Source organism: Agrobacterium sp. FDAARGOS_525, from assembly GCF_003938925.1.
GTDB lineage: Bacteria > Pseudomonadota > Alphaproteobacteria > Rhizobiales > Rhizobiaceae > Agrobacterium > Agrobacterium pusense.
In genome coordinates this window covers 1,035,001-1,060,435 of the sequence record NZ_RKIU01000003.1, presented here as the reverse complement: position 1 = coordinate 1,060,435, position 25,435 = coordinate 1,035,001, and the positions used below count along the sequence as shown (strand labels likewise).

The following is a 25,435-nucleotide window of genomic DNA, read 5'->3' as shown; positions in this document are numbered from 1 at the left end:
TATGTTCAATCAACACTCCGTGGAAATCGAATGGGCAGGCCGCCCGCTGAAGCTCGAGACCGGCAAGGTTGCCCGTCAGGCTGATGGCGCCGTCATCGCAACCTACGGCGAGACCATGGTTCTCGCGACTGTGGTTTCCGCTAAGTCTCCGAAGCCGGGTCAGGATTTCTTCCCGCTCACCGTCAACTATCAGGAAAAGACCTACGCAGCCGGCAAGATCCCCGGTGGTTACTTCAAGCGTGAAGGCCGTCCGAGCGAAAACGAAACGCTGGTCTCGCGCCTGATCGACCGCCCGATCCGTCCGCTCTTCCCTGAAGGCTACAAGAACGACACCCAGGTTGTCGTCACCGTTATCCAGCACGACCTGGAAAACAATCCTGACATCCTCTCCATGATCGCCACATCCGCGGCGCTCACGCTTTCCGGCGTTCCCTTCATGGGCCCGGTCGGCGGCGCGCGCGTTGGCTACATCAACGGCGAATATGTTTTGAACCCGCATCTCGACGAGATGGATGAGTCGGTTCTGGACCTCGTCGTTGCTGGAACGCAGGACGCGGTTCTGATGGTGGAATCGGAAGCCAAGGAACTCAACGAAGACGTCATGCTCGGCGCGGTCATGTTCGGTCACCGCGGTTTCCAGCCGGTTATCGATGCGATCATCAAGCTCGCCGAAGTTGCCGCCAAGGAGCCGCGCGAATTCGAACCGGAAGATTTTTCCGCTCTCGAAAACGAGATGCTGGCACTCGCCGAAGCTGAACTGCGCGACGCTTACAAGATCACCGAAAAGGCCGCCCGTTACGCCGCCGTCGACGCCGTCAAGGCTAAGGTAAAGGCGCACTTCCTGCCGGAAGAAGGCGAAGCCAAGTACACGCCGGAAGAAATCGGCGCTGTCTTCAAGCACCTTCAGGCCAAGATTGTTCGCTGGAACGTTCTCGACACCAAGAGCCGCATCGACGGCCGCGACCTGTCGACCGTTCGCCCGATCGTTTCCGAAGTCGGCATTCTGCCGCGCACGCACGGTTCGGCGCTCTTCACCCGCGGTGAAACCCAGGCGATCGTTGTTGCGACCCTCGGCACCGGCGAAGACGAGCAGTATGTCGACAGCCTCACCGGCATGTACAAGGAACGCTTCCTGCTGCATTACAACTTCCCGCCCTACTCGGTCGGTGAAACAGGCCGCATGGGCTCTCCGGGCCGTCGTGAAATCGGCCACGGCAAGCTCGCATGGCGCGCTATCCGTCCGATGCTGCCGACTGCCGAACAGTTCCCCTACACGCTGCGCGTCGTTTCCGAAATCACCGAATCCAACGGCTCCTCGTCGATGGCAACGGTCTGCGGCACCTCGCTTGCACTGATGGACGCAGGCGTTCCGCTTGCCAAGCCGGTTGCCGGTATCGCCATGGGCCTCATCCTCGAAGGCGACCGTTTCGCGGTTCTTTCCGACATCCTCGGTGACGAAGACCACCTCGGCGACATGGACTTCAAGGTCGCAGGCACGGCTGACGGCATCACCTCGCTGCAGATGGACATCAAGATCGCCGGTATCACCGAAGAGATCATGAAGATCGCTCTGGAGCAGGCACAGGGTGGCCGCAAGCACATTCTCGGCGAAATGGCCAACGCCATCACCGAGAGCCGCGGTCAGCTCGGCGAATTTGCGCCGCGCATCGAAGTGATGAACATCCCGGTCGACAAGATCCGTGAAGTCATCGGCTCCGGCGGCAAGGTCATTCGCGAAATCGTCGAAAAGACCGGCGCGAAGATCAACATCGAAGACGACGGCACCGTCAAAATCGCTTCTTCTTCCGGCAAGGAAATCGAAGCGGCCCGCAAGTGGATCCACTCCATCGTTGCGGAACCGGAAGTCGGCGCCATCTATGAAGGCACGGTTGTCAAGACCGCCGACTTCGGCGCTTTCGTCAACTTCTTCGGCGCCCGTGACGGCCTCGTCCACATCTCGCAGCTCGCTTCCGAGCGTGTTGCCAAGACCTCCGACGTCGTTAAGGAAGGCGACAAGGTCTGGGTCAAGCTGATGGGCTTTGACGAGCGTGGCAAGGTTCGCCTGTCCATGAAGGTTGTCGACCAGGAGACCGGCAAGGAAATCGTTGCCGACAAGAAGAAGGAAGACGGTGAAGCCGCTGCCGAATAAGGCCGCGCCACCAGATCCTGTCGAGGCGCGGGTTTTGCCCGCGCCTTTTTTCTATTCTACCGTGAGGATGCTCCCATGAGCCGTGACGCCGTAAAAACCCTTTTCCATCCCTTTGCCTCTGACATGCTTGCCATGCCGAAAGACGGCGAACGCGTTCTTTTTCTGGGAGCGGAGGCGGGTCCGCGGCTCGACGGTTTCGACGCGGAGATCGCCGCGGTTCAGCATCTTCGGCCGCTCTATCGCGCTCTTGAGGCTCAGGGTGCAAAGGTCACTCCGGATATTTCGGGCGAAGATTACGATGCGGCGCTGCTGCTTTGCGGCAAACACCGCGGCGAAAATGAAAACCGTGTCGCTGAAGCGCTTTCCCGGGTGAAGGCCGGCGGCCTGATCGTCGCAGCCGGATCGAAGGAAGACGGTATTCTGACGCTGCGTAAGACGCTGACAAAGCTCGGCATCGAGGCGGACTCGACGCCGAAATATCACGGCGTCGCCCTGTGGTTCAAACGGCCGGACGATATCTCTGCCGTCGTGTCGAAACTTGCTCAGAAGCCCGTGACGGTGGAAGGCCGCTTCACCGCCCTGCCCGGCATGTTCTCGCATGACCGCGTGGATGATGGTTCGGAACTGCTCGCATCGCGCCTGCCGACCGATTTCGACGGCAATGCTGCCGATTTCGGCGCCGGCTGGGGTTATCTCTGCATCATGCTGGCGGAAAAATCGCCGCGCACGGCCCGTATCGATCTGTTCGAAGCGGATTGGAATGCGCTCGAATTCGCCAAGACCAATCTTCTCGAAAACAACCCTCGCCTGACGGCGCGCTTCTTCTGGCAGGATCTGGCGAACGAGCCGCCGAAGGAGAAATACGACCTCATCATCATGAACCCGCCTTTCCATTCAAGTGGACAGGCGGCGGAGCCGGCGCTGGGTCAGGCCTTCATCAAGGCCGCGGCCGGGGCGCTGCGCAGCGGTGGCAAGTTGCTGATGGTCGCCAATCGCGGCCTGCCCTATGAGCCGGTGCTGGCAGCAGAATTCCGCACCAGCACGGAAGTATGCCGAAATGCCCGCTTCAAGATTCTGAGCGCCCAGAAGTAAGAAAATCAGCTCAATAGCCAGGCCCATAGCGACACGGAAAGGACACCGGTCGCCGTGGATATGCTGATGGTTGAGGCCGCAACGCTGTGGCCGATGCCGAAACGGTTGGCGATGAGCCAGGCATTCACGCCCGTTGGCACCGACGAGGTGAGGACAAGCGCCGCCGTCCATTCACGGCTTAGCCCGAGTACATGGCCCATGGCCCAGACACAGGCTGGCAGGAGCAACAGTTTAAAAAAAGTCATGGTGACGGCAATGCCCATATTGCCGCGGATGGTGTATTTCGTCAGCGCCATGCCCAGCGAGATCAGGGCTGCGGGTCCTGCCATGGAGGCGATCTGATCCACCACTGTTTTCAGGACAGGCGTCAGCACCAGACCGGAAACGTTGGTCGAAAGCCCTATGACGAGGCCAATCACAAGAGGATTGGTGACGAGATTTCTGCCGACCTGCTTGAAGACCGCGGCCGTGCGGCGCTTTTCTCCACCGATTGCCTTGTGCGTTGCATTTTCCATCAGGATCGTGCCGGCGATCATCATGACCGGCAGGTGGATGGCGAGCAGGATGGAAAGGGCAACCAGCCCTTCGTCGCCCACGGAGCGACCGACAAGAGGCAGGCCAATGAAGATATTATTCGCAAAGGCCGAGGAGATGCCGGCAATGACGGCGATGCGGACATCCTGCTTGAACACATGGCGGGTGACGATATGCCCGACTGTCCAGGTGACGGCCACGCCAGCAAAATAAGTGAGCCAGAGCCGGAACGGCGAGGCACCGTGGAAATTCGCTTCCGCAAGGGTACGGAAAATCAAGGTCGGCACGGCGATCTTGAAGACGAAGTCGCTCAAGATCTCTCCTGCGTCTGCCCGGAAGAGGCCAGCTCTCACGGTCAACCAGCCGATGAGGATGAGAATGAAAATCGGGGCGACATTCGCGGCAACGGCAGACATGGAGGGAAAGCTTTCGCGGCTTTTGCGGGAGGATACTCCGCTTTAGAGCCTTTTCGGCCGGAATGGAATCGCGAAAACGCTTCATGTTCCGGTTTTAATGGCGGCATGGAAGGCTGGGCAGCCTTCGCACCACATCTACCGGGCGGGCGTCCGGCCCATGCGATGGTGACGTTTGCCTAAAAGAAAAAGCGGGGTCTCCCCCGCCTTTTATGTCCGTTATATGCCGCCAGTACATCCGTGGCGGAGATAACGGTTGAGCCAGAAGACCTCATGTCTTCCACTTCGGTACGCATTCACACACCTCTGCTCTGGTCGCAGAGATAGCTTAACCATATTACAGGCAAATGACGCGTTGTCTTCTTTCGCGCAGAACCGCATATTTCCGCTTTAGCCTTTTCTTGCCGCCAGAAATGTTTAAGACCTTTGAAAAAAGACGCACACCCCGTGCGAACCGGATAGGGCCAATGACGAAATTTGACGTACTGACTGTCGGCAATGCCATCGTCGACATCATTTCCCGCTGCGATGACCGCTTTCTCAACGACAATGCCATTACCAAAGGGGCGATGAACCTCATAGACGCAGAACGGGCAGAGCTGCTTTATTCGCTGATGGGGCCGGCTCTCGAAGCCTCCGGCGGCAGCGCTGGCAATACGGCGGCGGGTGTGGCGAATTTCGGCGGCAAGGCTGCCTATTTCGGCAAGGTGGCGGAAGACCAGCTCGGCGAAATCTTCCAGCACGACATCCGCGCTCAGGGCGTTTATTTCGAAACCAAGCCGCAAGGCACCTTTCCGCCAACGGCCCGTTCGATGATCTTCGTGACCGAAGATGGCGAGCGTTCGATGAACACCTATCTCGGCGCCTGCGTCGATCTGGGCCCTGAGGATGTGGAAGATGACGTGGTGGCGCAGACCAAGGTCACCTATTTCGAGGGTTATCTGTGGGATCCGCCGCGCGCCAAGGATGCGATCCGCGAATGCGCCCGCATTGCTCATGAAAACGGCCGCGAAGTTTCCATGACGCTTTCCGACAGTTTCTGCGTCGGCCGTTACCGTGAGGAGTTTCTCGATCTGATGCGCTCCGGCACAGTGGATATCGTTTTCGCCAACAAGCAGGAAGCGCTTTCCCTTTATGAAACCGACGACTTCGAGCTTGCGCTGACCAGGATCGCCGCCGACTGCAAGATCGCGGCGGTGACGATGAGCGAAGAAGGCGCGGTTATCCTGCGCGGCACGGAACGCGTGAAGGTGGATGCCTATCCGGTGCATGACGTGGTCGACACGACGGGTGCGGGCGATCTTTTCGCCGCCGGCTTCCTGTTCGGTTATACGCAGGACCGGTCGCTCGAAGATTGCGGCAAGCTTGGCTGCCTTGCGGCTGCCGCTGTCATTCAGCAGGTCGGGCCTCGTCCCATGTCATCGCTGAAGGCGCTTGGCGAGAAGCACGGCCTTATTTAAAGGCTTCACCCGGGTAAGCACCCCAGATTTCGCCCTGCGAAACCCAGCCCGAGGCCTGACCGGCCTCGGCGCGACACCAGTCCCCATTGCATTCGCCGATCCTGAAGACCACGCCCGGCTCAAGCCGTGCCACGACGGCTGCGCCGGACTGCGCCTCGCGACGCATGTTGACATAGACTTCCTTGCCCTTGCCGCGCATCCATGGGGCAGCGACGGCCGTGCGCTCACCGGAGAGAAGGGCTTGGTTGACCCAGCCTTCCGTCCCATCGGCATCACGGATGCGCCGCCAGTTTTCATATTCCTGGATGATCTCGACCGGCATCCCGGATTTCAGATACATCCATGACACGGCGTAATCCGTGCTCGGACCGATGCGCATGTTCACGCGTTTGGATTTCAGGCTGACAAAACGCGGCAGCGGCAGGCCGCTGGCGCCTTTCGCGGCGCCCTGCGCCATGGCGTCGGTTGCCGCACCGAGGAGGCCCAAAGACAATGCAATGCAAACAATAGAAACCACACTGCGCATGCCCATTTCCGTTTCCCGCCTTCTGCAAACCGGATGATATTTAAGGAGGCTCGTTTCCACATGCCTCAAGCTTCAGCGAGTTTTGTTTGTCTTCGCCGGTGGGTCTGGTAGAAACGCCCTGATTGAAAGAAATTATCGCTCTTTCTGGTTAATGACTTCTGAACAAGGCAGCGGCAAACGATGACCCCCAAGAAGAGACCGACAGTCTATATCACCCGCAAATTGCCTGATGTCGTCGAAACCCGAATGCGCGAACTTTTCGACGCAGAACTCAATATCGATGACACCCCGCGCAGCGAGGAAGAACTGGTCGCCGCCATGCAGCGGGTGGACGTGCTGGTGCCAACGGTCACCGATCGCATTACCGCCCCGATGATCGAGCAGGCTGGACCGCAGCTGAAGCTGATCGCGAGTTTCTCCAACGGCATCGACCATGTGGATGTGGACGCCGCGGCCCGCAAGGGCATCACCGTGACGAACACGCCCAACGTACTGACCGAGGACAGCGCCGATATCACCATGGCGCTGGTGCTGGCCGTACCGCGCCGCATGATCGAGGGCACACGCGTCCTTGCCAATGGCGCGGATGAGTGGCTCGGCTGGTCACCAACCTGGATGCTGGGACGGCGCATTTCCGGCAAGCGTATCGGTATTGTCGGGATGGGCCGCATCGGCACCGCGGTGGCACGGCGCGCCAAGGCTTTCGGGCTTTCCATTCACTATCACAACCGCAAACGCGTCAATCCGGCGACGGAGGCGGAGCTCGAAGCGACCTATTGGGACAGTCTCGACCAGATGCTCGCGCGGGTGGACATCGTTTCGGTCAACTGCCCCTCGACGCCCGCGACCTATCACCTTATTTCCGCCCGGCGGCTCGCGCTGATGCAGCCGACGAGCTACATCGTCAATACCGCGCGGGGCGACATCATCGATGAGGCAGCGATGATCCAGTGCCTGCGCGAGGGCAAGATCGCCGGCGCTGGACTGGATGTCTACGAGAACGAGCCTGCGGTGAACCCCAAGCTCATCAAGCTTGCCAAGGAAGGCAAGGTGGTGCTGCTTCCACATATGGGTTCAGCGACAATCGAAGGCCGCATCGAGATGGGTGACAAGGTCATCATCAATATACGCACGCTGTTCGATGGTCACCGCCCGCCGAACCGGGTGTTGCCCGGGCGAAACTGAAACAGAGGCCCGAAGATCGGACCTCCCGGTTCTTGTCAATCGCGCCGGGGGGAGTCGCTTCAGCCGAGGATCTTGGTCATCTCGATCGAGGTCGTGCGATCATATCCCGCATGGGCATTTTCTGCCGTCTTGACGAAACCCCAAGCCCCGAACTTTACATGATTGGCGACAAGCTCAATCCGGGTTTCCAGCCGTAGCGCCGGCAGCGCCAGTTCACGGGCCAAGGCCTCGGCTTGCGCCAGCAACATTTTACCAATGCCCTTTCCCTGCGCTTTCGGGGAAACGCACAATTTGCCGACGTAAAGACAGGATGGCGGCTCCGGCCTGCAGAAAAGGCAGCCCAGCAGGTCATTCCCGTCCAAAATTACGAAAGCAATCTCCGCCCTTGCCTTTTCGGCAAGATTTTCAGGCGTCAGGCGATGGGCTGAAGATGGTGGGTCGATGACGCCATCCATGTAAGCGAAGGACGTCATGATAAGCGCCAGCAATTCATGCCAGCGGTCGAAGTCGTCCCCAATTCTATTGATTTCCATCATGTTTTCTTTGTCCCTTGACGCCGCTTGTATCGCACTGTTTCGAAACGCGCCGACAGTGCGTCATAGAGGAGCAGACGGCCAATCAGCGGTTCGCCGGCACCGGTGATCAGCTTGATCGCCTCCATGGCCATCAGCGTGCCGATAACGCCCGTCAGCGCGCCGACAATCCCTGTTTCCGCACAATTCGGGATGAGCCCCTGCGGCGGCGGCTCGGGAAACAGGTCACGATAGCCGGGCAGCAACGTGCCTTCGGCATTTGTTTCATAGGGCTTCAGCACCGTCACAGAACCATCAAAACGGCCAACGGCGCCCGTCACCAGCGGCCTTTTTGCCGTTTCCGCCGCGTCCGCTGCGGAATATCGAGTGTCGAAATTGTCCGATCCGTCAATCAGGAGATCGAAAGATTGCAAATGATCATGCGCCCAGACCTGCGAAAAGCGGTCTTCGTACACGATTGTACGCACATGAGGGTTAAGGCGAGCAATGGCCTTTCGGGCACTTTCCGTCTTCTGCTCGCCAATCGTCCCGCTATCGTGGATCACCTGGCGCTGAAGGTTGGAGAGAGACACGACGTCATCGTCGATCATGCCGAGTGTGCCGACGCCGGCGGCGGCGAGATAATGAAGCACCGGCGCACCGAGACCACCCGCCCCGATGACCAGCACGCGCGCGGCCTTCAGCCGTTGCTGGCCTGCACCGCCGATTTCCGGCAGCAGGATATGGCGTTTGTAGCGTTCTATTTCTTCCGGGCTCAGCGGGTCCATGTCGCACTCCCTCTCTTTGCCTTCATGCGGTGATGCTCCCGTGGGATACATTGAAGAGTTGTGCCCGCTCGCCAAGGGCGGAGAACATGGCCGCATCCGTTCCAGTCATGAAACTCTGTCCCCCCAGCGCGTGGATGAGATCGAACAATGCCGCCCGCCTGCCCTCGTCCAGATGAGCGGCAATCTCGTCCAGCAGCAGAACCGGTGCATAACCCGTCATGTTGGCGGTCAGCTGCGCATGCGCGAGCACCAGACCCACCAGCAGCGCCTTCTGCTCCCCCGTCGAACAGCGTTCGGCTTCCATGTCCTTTTCCGCATGCCGCACGAAGAGATCGACACGGTGCGGCCCATCAAGCGTGCGCCCGGCGGCGGCGTCCCGGTAGCGACCTTCACGCAGCATCAAGCCATATTCGTCTTCCAGATCGACGGCGGGACGGTTCAGGCCATCATCCATAAAGCCGGAAAGCGACAGCGCCGCTGAGGGGAAGGCCGCATCGCCCGTCCGCCCTTCGATCAAACTCCGGAGCAGGCCGAGCATCTCATAACGGGCAACCGCCATGGAGATGCCGAGTTCAGCCATCTGCTTTTCGATACCGTCCAGCCAGACCGGATCAAAACGGCCCTCGGAAAGCAGTCTGTTACGCCCACGCATAGCTTTGTCAAAATCGCTGGCGCGTCGACCATGGGCGGGATCAAGCGAAAGCACAAGTCGGTCAAGGAAACGCCGGCGGTCAGACGATGAGCCTGTAAAAAGGCCGTCCATGGCGGGGGTGAGCCACAGGACACGCAGATGGTCGGTCAATTCATCGACGGATTTGACAGGCGTCCCGTTCAGCCGCAGCCGGCGCGACACCACCTCGCCATCGCCTTCAATCCCCGTGCCGATCGCGACCTCGCCATCCATGCCGTCGACATCTGCGAAAATCGAAAAGCCGGTGGCTTGCGCACCCACGCGCGTGACGTCGGACAGGACCGCGCGGCGAAGTCCGCGTCCGGGCGACAGAAACGACACCGCCTCCAGAAGGTTGGTCTTGCCGGACCCATTGTCGCCGGTCAGCACCACATGGCGGTCATCCAGGGAAAGCGACGCTACCGCGTAGTTGCGGAAGTCCGTGAGTTTCAGTCGGGAAAGCGAGACCTTGTTCGTCATGGTTACGGCCTAAAACGAAGCTGCCCCGATGGCAAGGCGGCTCTTGTCCATGTTTATTGCCTAGCGCCGAAACCATGCGAATTATTCAGTAGTGGCAACTTTTTTAGCGGGCGGCTATTTATAGCCGGTTCGTTATCACCGGTAACTCTTCCATGCGTCTCCTTCTGCCTCTTTTCATCATGCTCGGTCTTCTTTCCTCCTGCGCCGGACGGCCGGGAGCGGACGTGCTGCAAGCGGTCGACACCAGGGCGAAGGATGCCAAAATCGTGACCGCCTATGTGGCAAGCACGCGCGAAAAAAGCGAGGAGGCCAAAAAGGGCTTCAGTGCGCTCAGAGCGGCCGAACCGAATTATGCCCGCTTCGACATTTCGATACCGCCCACCCACAAGAGTGGAAAAATTGAGTGGTCGACCGGCAAACCCGACGCGAAGAAGGATTTTGTCGTCACGCAGGCGCAGATGTTGAGCAAGGCTCGTTTCAACGATGACCTCGGAGATATCACCCGCTCCGGCAAGCAGATTGCGCTTTTCGTGCATGGCTATAATTACAGCTATCAGGAAGCGCTTTTCCGGGCAGCGCAGATGGCAGCCGATGCCAATCTGGATGGTGTGCCGCTGGTATTTTCCTGGCCCTCGCAGGCGAATGTCGCCGGCTACGTTGCCGACAAGGAATCGGCGACCTACTCCCGTGACGCACTCGCCAATCTGCTGACAGACCTCACACGCCGTTCTCCACGCAAGAACATTGTCGTTTTCGGCCATAGCATGGGCGGCTGGCTGGTCATGGAAGCGCTACGCCAATTGCGTTTCGAGGGGCGAAGCGACGTTATTGCCAAGCTGCAGGTGGTTCTTGCCGCGCCCGACATCGATGCCGATGTCTTCCGCAAACAGATCGAGGTGGTTGGCAGGCTCACCCCCCCGCTCACCGTTCTGGTTTCCAAGGACGACCGCGCCCTGAAAGCCTCCTCCATACTGGGCGCAGACGTCACGCGGATCGGCGCACTTGACGTCACGGATCCGAAGGTGCAGGACGCCGCGCTCAAGGAGGGCGTTCAGTTCGTGGATATTTCCAAGCTGAAGGCGTCGGACCCGCTCAACCACGACCGCTATGCTGCTTTGGCGTCACTCGTGCCGCAGCTGGAGGCAAGCCGCAACGGCAATGGACAAAACGGCATCGGCCGTGCGGGCGCTTTCGTGTTCGATGCCATCGGCGCGACCGTATCGAGCCCCTTCCGGCTTGCCAGCCAGGTGGTGAACCCGCAGTAAAAATACTGCGGGTTACCCAAAGGTTTCAAAAGTCCCAGTCTTCGTCCTCGGTCGCGACCGCCTTGCCGATGACGTAGGACGAGCCGGAGCCGGAGAAGAAGTCGTGGTTCTCATCTGCATTGGGCGAGAGCGCTGAAAGGATCGCCGGATTGACCCGGCAAGCCTCGGCGGGAAACAGTGCCTCGTAACCCAGATTCATCAGGGCCTTATTGGCGTTGTAGTGCAGGAACTGCTTGACGTCCTCGGTCAGGCCGACGCCGTCATAGAGGTCCTCGGTATATTTTGCCTCGTTATCGTAAAGCTCAAGAAGCAGGTCGAAGGCGAAATCCTTGATCTCCTGCCTTTCGTTTTCATTAAGGCGGTCTACCGCCCTTTGGAACTTGTAGCCGATATAATAGCCGTGCACGGCCTCGTCGCGGATGATCAGGCGGATCAGGTCCGCCGTGTTGGTAAGCTTGGCGCGGCTTGACCAGAACATCGGCAGGTAGAAGCCGGAATAGAACAGGAAGCTTTCCAGAAAGACGCTGGCGATCTTTTTCTTCAGCGGATCACCGCTGTCATATTCCCGCATTATGAGTGCGGATTTGCGCTGCAGGAACTCGTTTTCCTCCGACCAGCGATAGGCATCATCGACGTCAGGTGTCAGGCAGAGCGTCGAGAAGATCGATGAATAGGACCGGGCGTGCACCGCTTCCATGAATGAAATGTTTGAGAGAACCGCCTCCTCATGCGGTGTTGCCGAATCTGCCATCAGGCGCACCGCGCCGACGCCGTTCTGGATTGTGTCCAGCAATGTCAGGCCGGTGAAGACACGGATCGTCAGTTTCTGCTCCTCGGGCCTCAGTGTTCCCCAGGAGGGGATGTCGTTGGAAAGCGGCACCTTTTCCGGCAGCCAGAAATTCGAGGTCAGGCGGTTCCAGACTTCCAGGTCCTTGTCGTCCTCGATGCGGTTCCAGTTGACCGCGCGGATGCGGGACACAGGTTTTACGGCGATGTTCATTGTCTTGTCCCTCAAATCAGAGCGTGCAGGAAACGCAGCCCTGAACCTGCGTGCCTTCCAGCGCCATCTGGCGCAAACGGATGTAGTAGATGGTCTTGATGCCCTTCTTCCAGGCATAAATCTGTGCCCGGTTGATGTCGCGGGTCGTGGCCGTATCACGGAAGAACAGCGTCAGAGACAGGCCCTGATCGACATGCTGGGTAGCCGCCGCGTAGGTATCAATGATTTTTTCCGGGCCAATCTCATAGGCATCCTGGTAATACTCGAGATTGTCGTTCGAGAGATAAGAAGCCGGGTAATAAACGCGACCAATCTTTCCCTCTTTACGGATTTCAATCTTCGAAACGATCGGATGAATGGAGGATGTGGAGTGGTTGATATAGGAGATCGAGCCTGTCGGCGGCACGGCCTGAAGGTTCTGGTTATAGAGGCCTGATGCCATAACTTCCTGCTTCAAGACCTTCCAGTCTTCCTGGGTCGGAATGGCGATACCGGCCTTTTCGAACAAGTCGCGGACCTTCTCCGTCGCGGGCAACCATTCCCGGTCGGTATATTTGTCGAAATATTCGCCCGAGGCATATTTGGAGTTTTCAAAGCCCTTGAAGCTCTGGCCTCTTTCCACCGCCAGCCGGTTGCTGGCGCGGATAGCGTGATACGTCACGGTGTAGAAATAGATATTGGTGAAATCTATGCCTTCCTCCGAGCCATAAAAGATGCGCTCGCGCGCCAGATAACCGTGCAGGTTCATCTGACCGAGCCCGATGGCATGGCTTTCGTCATTTCCCTTTTCAACAGACGGAACGGAGGAGATGTGGCTCATGTCCGACACCGCCGTCAGTGCCCTGATGGAGGTTTCAATGGTCTTCCCGAAATCGGCCGAATCCATTGCCGCGGCGATATTCAATGAACCGAGATTGCAGGAAATATCCTTGCCCATGTGACTATAGGAGAGATCGGCGTTGAACGCGCTCGCTTCGCTGACCTGCAGGATTTCCGAGCAGAGATTGCTCATGCTGATGCGACCGGCAATCGGATTGGCGCGGTTCACCGTATCCTCAAACATGATGTAGGGATAACCGCTCTCGAACTGGATTTCGGCGATCACCTGGAAGAATTCGCGCGCCTTGATCTTCTTCTTGCGGATGCGGCTGTCGGCGACCATCTCGTGGTATTTTTCCGTCACCGAGATTTCGGTGAAGGGCACGCCGTAGACCCGCTCCACATCATAGGGGGAGAACAGATACATATCCTCGTTGTTGCGGGCGAGCTCGAAGGTGATGTCGGGGATGACGACGCCGAGCGACAGGGTCTTGATGCGGATTTTTTCGTCGGCGTTTTCACGCTTGGTATCGAGGAAACGCATGATGTCGGGGTGGTGGGCATGCAGATAGACAGCACCCGCGCCCTGGCGGGCGCCGAGCTGGTTGGCATAGGAAAACGAATCTTCCAGTAGCTTCATCACGGGTATGACACCGGAGGACTGGTTTTCGATCTGTTTGATCGGCGCGCCAGCCTCGCGAATATTGGTCAGTGAAAGGGCAACGCCGCCACCACGCTTGGAGAGCTGCAGCGCCGAATTGATGGAGCGGCCGATGCTTTCCATATTGTCTTCCACGCGCAGCAGGAAACAGGAGACCAGCTCGCCGCGGCTCTTCTTGCCCGCGTTCAGGAACGTCGGGGTCGCCGGCTGGAAGCGGCCGGAAATGATCTCGTCGACCAGATTGCGTGCCAGCTGCTCATCACCGCGCGCAAGGGAAAGCGCCACCATGCAGACGCGATCCTCGTAACGCTCCAGATAACGTTTTCCGTCGAAGGTCTTCAGCGTGTAGGACGTGTAATATTTGAACGCACCGAGGAAGGTCGGAAAGCGGAATTTTCGGGCATAGGCCTCGTCATAGAGGTCACGAACGAAATTGAAGGAATACTGGTCCAGCACCTCCTGTTCGTAGTAGCCCTCCGCTACCAGATAATCGAGCTTTTCCCTGAGGTTATGGAAAAACACCGTGTTCTGGTTGACGTGCTGGAGGAAATATTGACGGGCAGCAAGACGATCCTTGTCGAGCTGGATTTTTCCGTTCTCGTCATAAAGGTTCAACATCGCGTTCAGCGCGTGGTAGTCCAGGCCTGCATCGAGCGGCGTCTGGCTTGCGGCTGTTGGCTGTTTGGTGTCCTTGCGCAGCGCGCTAGCGGTCAGCGTGTCCAAAATCGTTCCAATCCATGTTTGACGTTGGCGACATCCTCCTCAGTGCCGAGAAGCTCGAAGCGATAGAGAAACGGCACTGCGCATTTGCGCGAGACGATATCTCCGGCGGATGCGAAAGCTGCGCCAAAATTGGTGTTTCCCGCCGCGATGACGCCAAGAATGAGATTGCGGTTGGAGGGCTCGTTTAAAAACCGGATGACCGGCTTCGGCACGGCCCCCTTGGTGCCGCCGCCGCCATAGGTGGGCGTGACGAGCACATAGGGTTCCGACACCTGAGGCACGTCATCCTCAGCGCCGAGCGGCAGGCGAAGCAACCGCCGCCCCAGTTTCAGAAGGAAACGATGGGTGTTTTCGGAACGACTGGAATAATAGACGATCAGACCCATCGCCTGCCGCCTCAGCCGATCGAGCCGATCATGTCCGGCCGGAACCCCGCCCAATGGCGTTCGCCGGCAACCACCACCGGAACCTGCACGTAACCGAGACCACGGACATGATCGAGAGCGTCAGCATCTTCGGAAATATCGACGATCTCATAGGGAACGCCTATGCAGTCGAGCGCGCGATAGGTGGCGGTGCACTGGACGCAGGCGGGTTTGCTGTAAACGGTGATGGTCATAATTTCCCTTTCGAAGCTATTTTGGACGCGGCAAAGCGTTGCCGATTGCAATCGCAATCGGGCGGCAGTGGTTTTGTCATTCAGGTGGGGCGTGCTCTCTCGGAGTTTTCTCGGGAAATCCGACTGGTTCTCCTGGAACTGCTGAAAGCCGCAGAAAATCACTCCCTACGCAGATGAGCGTAGCAACTCAAAAATATGCACTGGCATGACTTCACCCCGAAGCTTGTTCTGGAGGGGGCAGAAAAGGGCGCACGCAAATCATCTGCGTCTACACCTTCCTCCGGACACCCCGCCCGTGGACGTTTGCGCTCAAGGCAGGTCTCCTGACTTGCGGGTCACAACATCTATTCCGGCCTTCCCGGAGCGCTCAGCTCCAGTGACTCAAATCGGAACGATGCTCGCCGCTTACAGTTGCGGGGGCAGTTTCGGCCTTGCTTCACCATGATGGCGTTACGCACCGAATTCCCGTCTTAGCTCTCAATCCTTGCGAATCGGAAGAACCTCGAACACCACATATAGTATATGAGGAAATTTTCTCGTCAATAAATAGACACACAAAAGCCCCGCCCTGTGGATCAAAAAGATTCAACACATGGTCAACAATGACTTAACGGCGGGCCGGACACACCGCGCGGGAGATGAAGATGTTAATCTATTCCCAGATATCGATATGGATATCGGCGGGACGGGCGTTTTCGATCACCCTTTTCCCATTAGGAAGATCGTTTGCGAAAAGCTTGGCGTGGATCTGAGCTGCATCGAGACCGTAACCCAGCCATCTGTTTCGCAGCCTCTCTTCCAGCATGGCGACGGACGGACCCACGAAGATAGTGAGATCAAAGCTCCCGGAAAGGTTTGTCCAGGGCGCTTCGTTCAGCAGCAGATAATTGCCCTCGGCGAGGATGAAGCGTGTTTCCGGAGCAATCGCACGGGCAGACGCAATGGCGATTTCACGGGAGCGATCAAACACCGGGACAAGTACCTCCTGCCCGCCCTTGCGGACGGCGGAGACGATATCGAGGAAGCCACGAACATCGAATGTTTCCGGCGCACCCTTCCTTGGCAGCAGTCCTCGCTCTTCGAGGATGCCATTGTCCATATGGAAGCCGTCCATGGGCAGAATGGCGGCCGTTTCGCCTCGTGCGCGCAAGGCGTCGCAAAGAGCATCCGCCAACGTGGATTTGCCGGCCCCAGGGGGACCGGCAATCGCGACGATGAAACGGGAGTGGCCTTCTGCCCGCTGAAGAACCTCTTCGACGATCGTCTCAAGCTTCAGCGTCATGCGGCGAGCGTTTCCCTCGGTGCTTCCTTGGCACCGGTCATGAAGGCGACGGCATCCGACATGGAATAGTCCTTCGGGTTGATGACGCACAGGCGCTTGCCAAGCCGATGGATATGGATGCGGTCGGCAACCTCGAAAACATGCGGCATGTTATGCGAAATCAGAACGATCGGCAGGCCGCGGGAACGCACGTCGAGAATAAGTTCCAGGACACGGCGGCTCTCCTTGACCCCAAGCGCGGCAGTCGGTTCGTCAAGGATCACGACCTTGGAACCGAAGGCGGCTGCACGTGCCACCGCGACGCCCTGGCGCTGACCGCCCGAGAGGGTTTCCACCGCCTGATTGATGTTCTGGATCGTCATCAGGCCGAGTTCCGACAGTTTTTCGCGGGCGAATTTTTCCATGGCCGGACGATCCAGCGCGCGGAAGAGGCTGCCCTGTATGCCAGGCTTACGGATTTCCCGGCCAAGAAACATATTGTCGGCTATGGAAAGTGCTGGAGACAAGGCCAGGTTTTGATAGACGGTCTCAATACCCGCCTTGCGCGCCTCAATCGGCGAACGGAACTGCACAGGCTGGCCCTCCAGCCGGATTTCCCCCTCATCGGGCGTAACCGCCCCTGAAATCGCCTTGATGAGAGAGGATTTTCCGGCGCCGTTGTCGCCGATCACGGCCAGGATTTCGCCCGGATAGAGATCGAAATCGGCGTGATCCAGGGCCGTCACACGGCCATAGCGCTTAACGAGATTGCGTGCTGTGAGAATGGGTTCTTTTGTCATCAGCCTGCTACCTTTCTGATCCACTGGTCGATTGCGACAGCCAAGATGATGAGGACGCCGATCAACAAATAGGTCCATTGCGGGTCTGTCCCGATAAGCCTGAGGCCGAGCGAAAAGACGCCGACGATCAGGGCGCCGAAGATCATGCCCATGATGGAGCCGCGTCCACCGAACAGTGACAGACCGCCGATAACCACCGCCGTGATCGATTCGATGTTGGCAAATTGGCCAGCAGTCGGCGAAACCGACCCGATGCGGCCGATGAGAGCCCAACCGGCAAAGGCGCAGATTAGGCCTGACAGGGTGTAAACAGTGGTCAGCATACGTTTGACATTGACACCGGCGAGCTCTGCGGCATCCGGATCGTCACCCACGGCATAAAGATGGCGGCCCCAGGCGGTGCGGTTCAGGACATACCAGAGCAGAGCAACAAGCAGAACCATGGCGATGACGCCGTAGGTGAAGACCGCATTGCCTATACGAAGATTGGCGCCGAAAAATTGCAGGATCGGTGCCTGCTGGGCAATATCCTGAGCCCGGATCGTCTCATTTGCGGAATAGAGGAAGTTGGTCGCGAGCACGATCTGCCACATGCCAAGCGTGACGATAAAAGGCGGCAGGCGCATGCGCGAAACCAGAACGCCGTTTATGAAGCCGCAAAATGCGCCAACGGCGAGACCACAGAGAATGGAGAGCTCCGCTGGCAGACCGTAACGGAAAGTGAACTGCCCCATGACGACCGAGGACAGAACCATGATCGCGCCGACCGAAAGGTCGATGCCCGCCGTCAGGATGACCAGCGACTGTGCCGCGCCGACGATGCCGACGATCGCGACCTGCTGCAGGATGAGGGTCAGCGAAAAGGCCGAGAAAAACTTGCCGCCGAGGAGCAGGCCGAAAATAATCAGCGACAGCACCAGAACGATAAGCGGCACTGCCGCCGGGCTGGAATGGAGAAAGTGCTGGAATTTTTCCAGCGCGCTCTTGTCGTGCGTATCGAAAGCGGCGACCTGCGTCGAACTTCCGGAGAGCACTTTTTCAAATTCATTATGCGGCTGAGCCCGCACCGGCTGATCGCTCATGGATTTTCCTCCCGATCGCTCCATCGCATCCGCCCTGACACCGAGGTCTATCTCCAAAGAGAGTGATGCGTAGATTTCAAAGTGTTGAAGCGGCCTTTGTCATCCCCGAAGGGCGCGCAACGCGCTCGTTTGTTCCTTTGTCCGATCCCCCGGATCGTGCCTGATATTCATTCTGGCCCAAGGGCGGGGGCACGAATGCCCCCGCGGGTTTCAACGGTGAGGCATCAGCCCCAGCATTTGTTGAGACCTTCCTTCGTATCGATCGAGTCGAGGCCCTTGACCGGCTTGTCGGTTACCAGCGTCACGCCGGTGTCGACAAAGTTCTTGCCTGCTGTCGGCTTCGGCTTTTCACCCGTGTCCGCAAACTTCTTGACGGCTTCGACGCCAAGCGCCGCCATCAACAGCGGATATTGCTGCGAGGTCGCGCCGATAACGCCCTCCGCGACGTTCTTGACGCCCGGGCAACCGCCATCGACGGAAACGATCAGCACGTCCTTTTCGCGGCCGACGGCCTTCAGCGCCTCATAAGCGCCGGCAGCCGCAGGTTCGTTGATGGTGTGGACAACATTGATGGTCGGGTCCTTCTGCAGCAGATTCTCCATCGCCGCACGGCCGCCTTCCTCGTTACCATTGGTGACATCGTGGCCCACGATACGCGGGTCGTTCTCGTCACCGATCTTGTTGATGTCCTTCACATCAATGCCAAAGCCCTTCATGAAGCCCTGGTTGCGCAGCACATCCACAGTCGGCTGGGAAGGGGTGAGGTTGAGGAAGGCGATTTTTGCGTCCTTGGCCTTGTCGCCCAGCGTGCCGGCGGCCCACTTACCGATCAGTTCGCCAGCCAGAAGATTGTCGGTTGCGAAGGTGGAATCAGCGGCATCGACAGGCTCCAGAGGCGTGTCGAGAGCAATGACCAGAAGCCCCGCATCACGTGCCTTCTGCACGGCCGGAACGATGCCTTTGGTATCCGATGCTGTGATCAGAATACCTTTGGCGCCATCGGCGATGCAGGTCTCGATCGCTGCGACCTGGCTTTCGGAATCGCCGTCGATCTTGCCTGCGTAGGATTTCAGCGTCACACCAAGCTCCTTGGCCTTGGCAGTCGCGCCTTCCTTCATCTTGACGAAGAATGGATTGGTGTCGGTCTTGGTGATGAGGCAAACAGATGTGTCGGCGGCGGAAGCGGCGGAAGCGAAAGAAACGCCAAGCGCAAGCGCGCCCAGAAGAGCGGAAACAGTGGTCTTCATGAGATCCTCCCAATGGATATTTGAGCACCTATTCGGCTACCCGACGATCTCGTCTCCTCCGAGAACAATGATCGTTAGCTCCGATGGAACCACCAAAGGAAACGGCTGTCAATAAATAAATCCGATTGAATTATTAATTCTGTATGGCATTCTGAGGCCCGGCATGGAGGAATATCGCCAATGACGTTTACGTTGCGATAGCAAGATTGCCATAAAGCCAGCTGTATCGGCCGCGGCAGATATGGAAGGCGGGAGGATGACATTATGAGACAATCTGTCGAGACGGCGCAGCAAGCGCCGCCCACTACCATGGATATGAGCGGTGGCGCCAACCAGATCGGTGTACGCGCTTATAACGAGCGGCTTGTGCTCTCTCTCGTTCGCCGCCATGGCGGGTTGTCAAAAGCCGAAATTGCCAGACTTTGTGGTCTCTCCGCGCAGACCGTTTCGGTTATCATGCGCTCACTCGAAAAGGACGGACTTCTCATCCGCGGCGAAAGGCTGCGCGGCAGGGTCGGCCAACCATCGACCCCAATGCGCCTCAATCCCGACGCCGTGTTCTCCTTCGGTGTCAAGATCGGCCGGCGCAGCGTCGATCTGGTGTTGATGGATTTTGTCGGCCACATCAGGCTCAAGCTTCGCAGGACCTACCCCTATCCGCTGCCGGAATGGATATTACCCTTCGTGATCGAGGGTATGGCGGAACTGGAATCGAAGCTTTCCCCCGCAGAACGGCAGAAAATAGCCGGTGTGGGTATCGCCGCCCCGTTCGAACTCTGGAACTGGGCGCAGGAGGTCGGGGCGCCGCAGATTGAGATGGAACGGTGGCGGGATGTCGATATTCGGGCGGGCATCGCCGAAAACGTCAGCTACCCGGTGTTTCTGCAGAATGACGCAACCAGCGCCTGCGGTGCTGAACTGGTATTTGGTGCGGGCCAGAATTATACCGATTTTCTCTACGTCTTTATCGGCTCCTTCATAGGCGGCGGCGTTGTCCTGAATTCAGCGCTATTTTCTGGAAAGACCGGTACGGCAGGCGCAATCGGCCCACTGCCCGTCCAGGGGGAGGATGGTAATACCGTTCAGCTCCTCAAAATCGCATCCATCTTCGTTCTTGAGAACATGCTGCGCGAAAGAGGCATCGATCCGCGCCCCCTCTGGTTCTCGCCCGACGAATGGATCGATTTTGGCGAACCGCTGGAAAGCTGGATCGGAAAAACTGCGGCAGCCCTAGCCCAGGCTGTCATCGCCGCAGCATCCATCATCGATTTTTCCAGCGTCATCATTGATGGCGGCTTTCCGGACTGGGTCAGGACAAGGATCGTTGCCGCCACCCGGGAGGCGCTCAAACGCCACGATCTTCAGGGCGTCACGCTGCCGGAGATCGTCGAAGGCGCCGTCGGCAGCCAGGCGCGTGCAATCGGTGGCGCCAGCCTGCCCTTGTTTTCCCGTTACCTCATCGATCAGAACGTTCTGTTTAAAGACACGACCGGCTGACCCGGCTCATGTGACTTTTTTCTGACGGGATTTCCTCTGGGTGTCGGCCGGTCAGTCGCTGGCGGCATGCTGCATGATCGCCTCAAGAAAGGCCGGACCGTAACGTTCCAGTTTGGTATCCCCCACGCCTGCAATCTGCGCCATCTCCTTCACGGAGACCGGTTTTGCGGCGGCAAGCTCGATGAGCGTCTTATCGTGAAAAATCACATAAGGCGGAACGTTCTGTGCTCGAGCGATTTCCATGCGTTTTGCGCGCAGAACTTCGAAGAGGCCGCGGTCAGCCTCTGGCAGGGCGGCCGATGCGGCGTTTCGCGGCGCCTGCTGCCGGGGCGCAGATGGTATTCTCAGCATCAGCGACGGTTTTTCACGCAGGAACTGCCTCCCGTCGGCGGAAATGGACAATCCGCCATGTCCGGACAAATCGACATCAATCAGTCGCAACGCGACCAGCTGGCGAAGAATGGCGCGCCAGGTGCGATTGTCGTGCTCCTTACCGATGCCATAAGTGGTTATGCGATCATGCCCGAATCGGGAAATCCTTTCGTCTTCGAGGCCCAGCAGGACGCGGATGACATAGGCTTGTCCGAATCTTTCTCCGGTACGGTAAATACAGGAAAGCAGTTTTTGTGCGGCTATGGCGCCGTCGAACAGATCCGGCGGCTCCGCGCATGTATCGCAATTGCCGCACGGCTCGCATCTGTCGCCGAAATAGGAAAGCAATATCTGCCTGCGGCAGCTTGCCGTCTCCGCAAGACCGAGCAGCGCGTCCAGCTTTTGCCGCTCCATATGTTTGCGCTGATCCGCCGCGTCCGATTCCTCGATGAAACGATTACGCAACGCAATGTCTTCATAACCGTAGAGCATGAGCACGTCGGACGGGAGACCATCACGGCCTGCGCGGCCGGTCTCCTGATAATAGGCTTCAATGCTGCCGGGCAGATCAATATGGACGACAAAACGTACGTCCGGTTTGTCGATGCCCATGCCGAAGGCAACCGTCGCGACGATGATGACGGCTTCGCCGTGCTGGAAACGGGTCTGGTTCTCCTCCCGCGCGGCTTTGTCCATGCCTGCATGATAAGGCAGTGCGTCACGTCCTTCTTCGCGCAGCCAGGCGGCCGTTTCCTCGACCTTGCGTTTCGACAGGCAGTAAACGATGCCGCTTTGGTCTTCCCGGTCTTTCAGAAAACGTCTGAGTTGAGCGCGGGGATTATCCTTTTCCATGATCGCGTAGCGGATATTGGGACGATCGAAACCCGCGATGAAGGCATCGTCCGCTTTGATATCCAGATGGCCGAGGATTTCGGCGCGGGTAGGTTCGTCGGCTGTTGCCGTCAGCGCCATGCGCGGCGTATTCGGAAAACGCTCGATAAGCAGATCGAGTTGGCGATAGGGCGGACGGAAGTCGTGCCCCCATTGCGAAAGGCAGTGAGCCTCGTCGACAGCGATCAGCGACAGATCAATGGATTGAAGTGCCTCCAGAACCTCCGGTTTGAGAAGGGTTTCCGGCGCAGCATAGAGAATATCGACATTTCCGGAGCGCATGGCCTGCCAGAGCGCACGCCGCTCTTCTGGCGAAAGGTCGGAGTTGAGTGCCTCGGCCCGCACGCCGGCCTGCCGAAGCGCCGCCACCTGATCGACCATCAACGCGATCAGCGGCGAGACGATCAGCCCCATGCCTTTGCGGGCGAGCGCCGGAATCTGGTAACACAGTGACTTTCCACCACCCGTCGGCATCAGCACGAAGGCGTTGTTTCCGGACGTGACATGCCGAATGATTTCCGCCTGTCGCCCACGGAAGCTGTCATAGCCGTAAACGGTCTTGAGGATTTGCAACGGATCGTCGTTCACGGCTTCTTCTTCTGTGTCTGGAGGATGGCGCATCATCGCCAGTTTCGGTTCCATGGCAATCCCGAATGTGGAATTGGCCACAGAGACAGAAGCTGCGTCAGGCGTTGGCGTACAGAAACCGCTTGAGGCACGCCAACATCACAAGCCATCCGGTCTGGCCTCCCCGGAGGGACCCTTGGAACGAGCGGCTTCCTGTATGGCTTCAGATTGCACGGCTTCGGGCCACGGTCGCATCCGGGACTTTGTGAAGCCGGGTTGTTTTCGGAGTGTTCGACTGTGTTTGGGTGCATCCACTTGCCGCGGGTGCTCGGGGCCGGATTTGTGCTAGTGTTATGCTATGCCCAAAACGCGAGAAAGCCCTCTTTTGGGAGAGGGCTTTCGTGTTTGCTTTCTTCGTAATTTTGGTTGCGGGGGCAGGATTTGAACCTGCGGCCTTCAGGTTATGAGCCTGACGAGCTACCGGGCTGCTCCACCCCGCGTCCAGCGCATTCGGCAAGGCCGAATGTCGCGGTTACGTCGTTGCTTTAGCGACGACGGATCTTTGCCGGAGTAAATTGCGGAGCAATTTATCTCCTGTAAGGGACGCACTTGGCGTTTTCCTTAAGTTTTGTCTTAAACTGCAAAAGGCCGCTTTTGGCGGCCCTTTTTTTTCGGCTGGGCCGAGGGATGTGATGAGAAGATTTTGATGCGTTTTGCAGACCTGGCAGCGACCTACTCTCCCGCGTCTTGAGACGAAGTACCATTGGCGCTGGGGCGTTTCACGGCCGTGTTCGGAATGGGAACGGGTGCAGCCGCCCCGCGATAACCACCAGGTCGGCAAAACGCAACATTGTTCATGTTTTCACATGAACGTTATTTTCGAGAAGCTGGAGAGCTCAAGGCTCTATTTAATTTACACGTCGTTTCTGTGACTTATCCGTATGTTGCCTTGCTCGAGGTCGAGCGTGGCGCCCATACAGGACGCTAGTCCGTCGCCAATCGTTTGGCGCGCCGTCTGCAGCGTAGTGGCCGAAGGCCACGTCAGCGTGAAGACAGAACAGATCATCAAGCTCCGCTTGATGAGCATGAACAATGGGAACGAAGAAGTCGATCGAGCTATTAGTAACGGTAAGCTTCACACATTGCTGTGCTTCCACACCCGTCCTATCAACGTGGTCGTCTTCCACGGCTCTGATAGGGAACACTCGTTTTCAGGTTGGTTTCCCGCTTAGATGCCTTCAGCGGTTATCCATTCCGTATATAGCTACTCTGCTATGCCCTTGGCAGGACAACAGATCCACCAGAGATACGTCCATCCCGGTCCTCTCGTACTAGGGACAGATCCTGTCAATATTCCTACACCCACGGCAGATAGGGACCGAACTGTCTCACGACGTTCTGAACCCAACTCACGTACCGCTTTAAATGGCGAACAGCCATACCCTTGGGACCTGCTCCAGCCCCAGGATGCGATGAGTCGACATCGAGGTGCCAAACAACCCCGTCGATATGGACTCTTGGGGGTCATCAGCCTGTTATCCCCGGCGTACCTTTTATCCGTTGAGCGATGGCCCTTCCACACGGGACCACCGGATCACTATGACCGACTTTCGTCTCTGCTCGACTTGTCAGTCTCGCAGTCAGGCTAGCTTATGCCATTGCACTCGACGACCGATTTCCGACCGGTCTGAGCTAACCATCGCGCGCCTCCGTTACTCTTTCGGAGGCGACCGCCCCAGTCAAACTACCCACCATACACTGTCCCGGATCCGGATAACGGACCGCGGTTAGACATCCACGAAGATAAGGGTGGTATTTCAAGGATGGCTCCACAGAAACTGGCGTCCCTGCTTCAAAGCCTACCACCTATCCTACACATGCCTTGGCGAATGCCAGTGTAAAGCTATAGTAAAGGTGCACGGGGTCTTTCCGTCTGACCGCAGGAACCCCGCATCTTCACGGGGAATTCAATTTCACTGAGTCTATGTTGGAGACAGCGGGGAAGTCGTTACGCCATTCGTGCAGGTCGGAACTTACCCGACAAGGAATTTCGCTACCTTAGGACCGTTATAGTTACGGCCGCCGTTTACTGGGGCTTCAGTTCAGAGCTTGCACCCCTCCCTTTAACCTTCCAGCACCGGGCAGGCGTCAGACCCTATACGTCGTATTGCTACTTCGCAGAGCCCTGTGTTTTTGATAAACAGTCGCTACCCCCTGGTCTGTGCCACCCCATCATACTTGCGTACAAAAGGGTCACGCTTCTTCCGAAGTTACGCGTGCAATTTGCCGAGTTCCTTCAACATAGTTCTCTCAAGCGCCTTGGTATACTCTACCTGACCACCTGTGTCGGTTTCGGGTACGGTCTATACGGTGGAGCTATTTCCTGGAACCTCTTCGCCGCCCAACCAATCCAATAAGGTTGAACAACACACGAGATCCGTCACTACCACCAGGCCCACGAATATTAACGTGGTTCCCATCGACTACGCGTGTCCGCCTCGTCTTAGGGGCCGGCTAACCCTGCTCAGATTAACTTTAAGCAGGAACCCTTGGTCTTTCGGCGAGGGAGTCTCTCACTCCCTTTATCGTTACTCATGTCAACATTCGCACTTCCGATATCTCCAGCAGCCCTCACGGGTCCGCCTTCACAGACTTACGGAACGCTCCGCTACCACTTGCATTGCTGCAAATCCTCAGCTTCGGTGCATGGCTTTAGCCCCGTTACATTTTCGGCGCAAAGACCCTTATTTAGACCAGTGAGCTGTTACGCTTTCTTTAAATGATGGCTGCTTCTAAGCCAACATCCTGGTTGTTTTGGGATC

Annotated in this window: 20 protein-coding genes, 1 tRNA gene, 2 rRNA genes and 1 riboswitch (1 of these 24 cut by a window edge); of the genes, 6 read left to right on the top strand and 17 right to left on the bottom strand. The window is 57.9% G+C overall.

Translation table 11 applies throughout. The features are described from left to right. Position 1 precedes the first annotated feature (1 nt). Positions 2 to 2,149, top strand: coding sequence for a polyribonucleotide nucleotidyltransferase (gene pnp, locus EGT36_RS06290; RefSeq protein WP_004439047.1), 2,148 nt, complete (start codon positions 2 to 4; stop codon positions 2,147 to 2,149). A 75-nt stretch (positions 2,150 to 2,224) separates the two neighbouring features. After that, complete coding sequence (locus EGT36_RS06285) at positions 2,225 to 3,241, top strand: class I SAM-dependent methyltransferase (RefSeq protein ID WP_037089572.1); 1,017 nt, start codon at positions 2,225 to 2,227, stop codon at positions 3,239 to 3,241. A gap of 5 nt (positions 3,242 to 3,246) precedes the next feature. Here EGT36_RS06285 and EGT36_RS06280 read toward each other — a convergent pair whose 3' ends face one another. Then, complete coding sequence (locus EGT36_RS06280; protein WP_037089574.1) at positions 3,247 to 4,191, bottom strand: AEC family transporter; 945 nt, start codon at positions 4,189 to 4,191, stop codon at positions 3,247 to 3,249. A 464-nt stretch (positions 4,192 to 4,655) separates the two neighbouring features. Here EGT36_RS06280 and EGT36_RS06275 point away from each other — a divergent pair, with 464 nt between their 5' ends. Next, entirely contained in the window at positions 4,656 to 5,648 is a 993-nt protein-coding gene (locus EGT36_RS06275; RefSeq protein WP_004439040.1) for an adenosine kinase, read from the top strand. Here the strand turns inward: EGT36_RS06275 and EGT36_RS06270 are convergent. Then, positions 5,641 to 6,174, bottom strand: a complete 534-nt coding sequence (locus EGT36_RS06270; protein ID WP_034496360.1) for an SH3 domain-containing protein — start codon at positions 6,172 to 6,174, stop codon at positions 5,641 to 5,643. The genes EGT36_RS06275 and EGT36_RS06270 overlap by 8 nt on opposite strands. 180 nt (positions 6,175 to 6,354) lie before the next feature. Here EGT36_RS06270 and EGT36_RS06265 point away from each other — a divergent pair, with 180 nt between their 5' ends. Next, the gene (locus EGT36_RS06265) at positions 6,355 to 7,359 is read left to right on the top strand and encodes a 2-hydroxyacid dehydrogenase (RefSeq protein ID WP_004439034.1); all 1,005 of its coding nucleotides are present in this window, start codon (positions 6,355 to 6,357) and stop codon (positions 7,357 to 7,359) included. Positions 7,360 to 7,418: 59 nt separating this feature from the next. On the opposite strand, the gene EGT36_RS06260 is transcribed toward EGT36_RS06265, so the two are convergent. The 3 genes from EGT36_RS06260 to recF are packed head-to-tail and all read right to left on the bottom strand — an operon-like array spanning position 7,419 to position 9,809. After that, positions 7,419 to 7,895, bottom strand: coding sequence for a GNAT family N-acetyltransferase (locus EGT36_RS06260; RefSeq protein ID WP_037089576.1), 477 nt, complete (start codon positions 7,893 to 7,895; stop codon positions 7,419 to 7,421). Further along, positions 7,892 to 8,659: a molybdopterin-synthase adenylyltransferase MoeB gene (locus tag EGT36_RS06255; RefSeq protein ID WP_037089577.1), complete on the bottom strand. Its 768-nt coding sequence runs from the start codon at positions 8,657 to 8,659 to the stop codon at positions 7,892 to 7,894. The genes EGT36_RS06260 and EGT36_RS06255 overlap by 4 nt, the downstream gene beginning before the upstream one ends. 22 nt (positions 8,660 to 8,681) lie before the next feature. Continuing rightward, a complete protein-coding gene (recF, locus tag EGT36_RS06250) occupies positions 8,682 to 9,809 on the bottom strand; it encodes a DNA replication/repair protein RecF (RefSeq protein ID WP_037089578.1) in 1,128 nt (375 codons plus the stop codon). A gap of 152 nt (positions 9,810 to 9,961) precedes the next feature. Between recF and EGT36_RS06245 the strand changes: the two genes are divergently transcribed. Next, positions 9,962 to 11,074, top strand: coding sequence for an alpha/beta hydrolase (locus tag EGT36_RS06245; protein ID WP_037089579.1), 1,113 nt, complete (start codon positions 9,962 to 9,964; stop codon positions 11,072 to 11,074). Between the two features lie 25 nt (positions 11,075 to 11,099). On the opposite strand, the gene nrdF is transcribed toward EGT36_RS06245, so the two are convergent. The 8 genes from nrdF to EGT36_RS06205 all read right to left on the bottom strand — a co-directional run bounded on the left by nrdF (position 11,100) and on the right by EGT36_RS06205 (position 19,286). Next, on the bottom strand, positions 11,100 to 12,074 hold the full coding sequence (nrdF, locus tag EGT36_RS06240; RefSeq protein WP_004439022.1) for a class 1b ribonucleoside-diphosphate reductase subunit beta: 975 nt from the start codon (positions 12,072 to 12,074) through the stop codon (positions 11,100 to 11,102). A gap of 16 nt (positions 12,075 to 12,090) precedes the next feature. Next, positions 12,091 to 14,277, bottom strand: coding sequence for a class 1b ribonucleoside-diphosphate reductase subunit alpha (nrdE, locus tag EGT36_RS06235; protein ID WP_081950447.1), 2,187 nt, complete (start codon positions 14,275 to 14,277; stop codon positions 12,091 to 12,093). Further along, complete coding sequence (gene nrdI, locus EGT36_RS06230) at positions 14,265 to 14,663, bottom strand: class Ib ribonucleoside-diphosphate reductase assembly flavoprotein NrdI (protein WP_037089581.1); 399 nt, start codon at positions 14,661 to 14,663, stop codon at positions 14,265 to 14,267. Before nrdI ends, nrdE begins: the two co-directional genes overlap by 13 nt. Positions 14,664 to 14,674: 11 nt before the next feature. Then, positions 14,675 to 14,896, bottom strand: a complete 222-nt coding sequence (gene nrdH / locus EGT36_RS06225) for a glutaredoxin-like protein NrdH (protein ID WP_125270132.1) — start codon at positions 14,894 to 14,896, stop codon at positions 14,675 to 14,677. Between the two features lie 296 nt (positions 14,897 to 15,192). Further along, positions 15,193 to 15,416: riboswitch (cobalamin riboswitch) on the bottom strand. Between the two features lie 132 nt (positions 15,417 to 15,548). Next, positions 15,549 to 16,178, bottom strand: a complete 630-nt coding sequence (locus tag EGT36_RS06220; protein ID WP_037089585.1) for a nucleoside triphosphate hydrolase — start codon at positions 16,176 to 16,178, stop codon at positions 15,549 to 15,551. After that, complete coding sequence (locus tag EGT36_RS06215; RefSeq protein WP_037089587.1) at positions 16,175 to 16,957, bottom strand: ATP-binding cassette domain-containing protein; 783 nt, start codon at positions 16,955 to 16,957, stop codon at positions 16,175 to 16,177. The genes EGT36_RS06220 and EGT36_RS06215 overlap by 4 nt, the downstream gene beginning before the upstream one ends. Beyond that, positions 16,957 to 18,039: an ABC transporter permease gene (locus EGT36_RS06210; RefSeq protein ID WP_004439008.1), complete on the bottom strand. Its 1,083-nt coding sequence runs from the start codon at positions 18,037 to 18,039 to the stop codon at positions 16,957 to 16,959. Before EGT36_RS06210 ends, EGT36_RS06215 begins: the two co-directional genes overlap by 1 nt. A gap of 224 nt (positions 18,040 to 18,263) precedes the next feature. Then, the gene (locus EGT36_RS06205; RefSeq protein WP_004439006.1) at positions 18,264 to 19,286 is read right to left on the bottom strand and encodes a sugar ABC transporter substrate-binding protein; all 1,023 of its coding nucleotides are present in this window, start codon (positions 19,284 to 19,286) and stop codon (positions 18,264 to 18,266) included. Positions 19,287 to 19,550: 264 nt separating this feature from the next. Here EGT36_RS06205 and EGT36_RS06200 point away from each other — a divergent pair, with 264 nt between their 5' ends. Beyond that, positions 19,551 to 20,783 (top strand): ROK family transcriptional regulator, encoded by a 1,233-nt coding sequence (locus EGT36_RS06200; protein WP_004439004.1) that lies wholly within the window; start codon positions 19,551 to 19,553, stop codon positions 20,781 to 20,783. A gap of 51 nt (positions 20,784 to 20,834) precedes the next feature. On the opposite strand, the gene recQ is transcribed toward EGT36_RS06200, so the two are convergent. The 4 genes from recQ to EGT36_RS06180 form a co-directional block, all read right to left on the bottom strand. Next, a complete protein-coding gene (gene recQ / locus EGT36_RS06195) occupies positions 20,835 to 22,634 on the bottom strand; it encodes a DNA helicase RecQ (RefSeq protein ID WP_037089648.1) in 1,800 nt (599 codons plus the stop codon). A 402-nt stretch (positions 22,635 to 23,036) separates the two neighbouring features. Continuing rightward, positions 23,037 to 23,113 (bottom strand) — tRNA-Met (locus EGT36_RS06190). A gap of 219 nt (positions 23,114 to 23,332) precedes the next feature. Then, positions 23,333 to 23,447: ribosomal RNA gene (rrf, locus tag EGT36_RS06185) — 5S ribosomal RNA — on the bottom strand. A gap of 264 nt (positions 23,448 to 23,711) precedes the next feature. Then, a 23S ribosomal RNA gene (locus tag EGT36_RS06180) occupies positions 23,712 to 25,435 on the bottom strand; it runs 1,075 nt beyond the window's last position.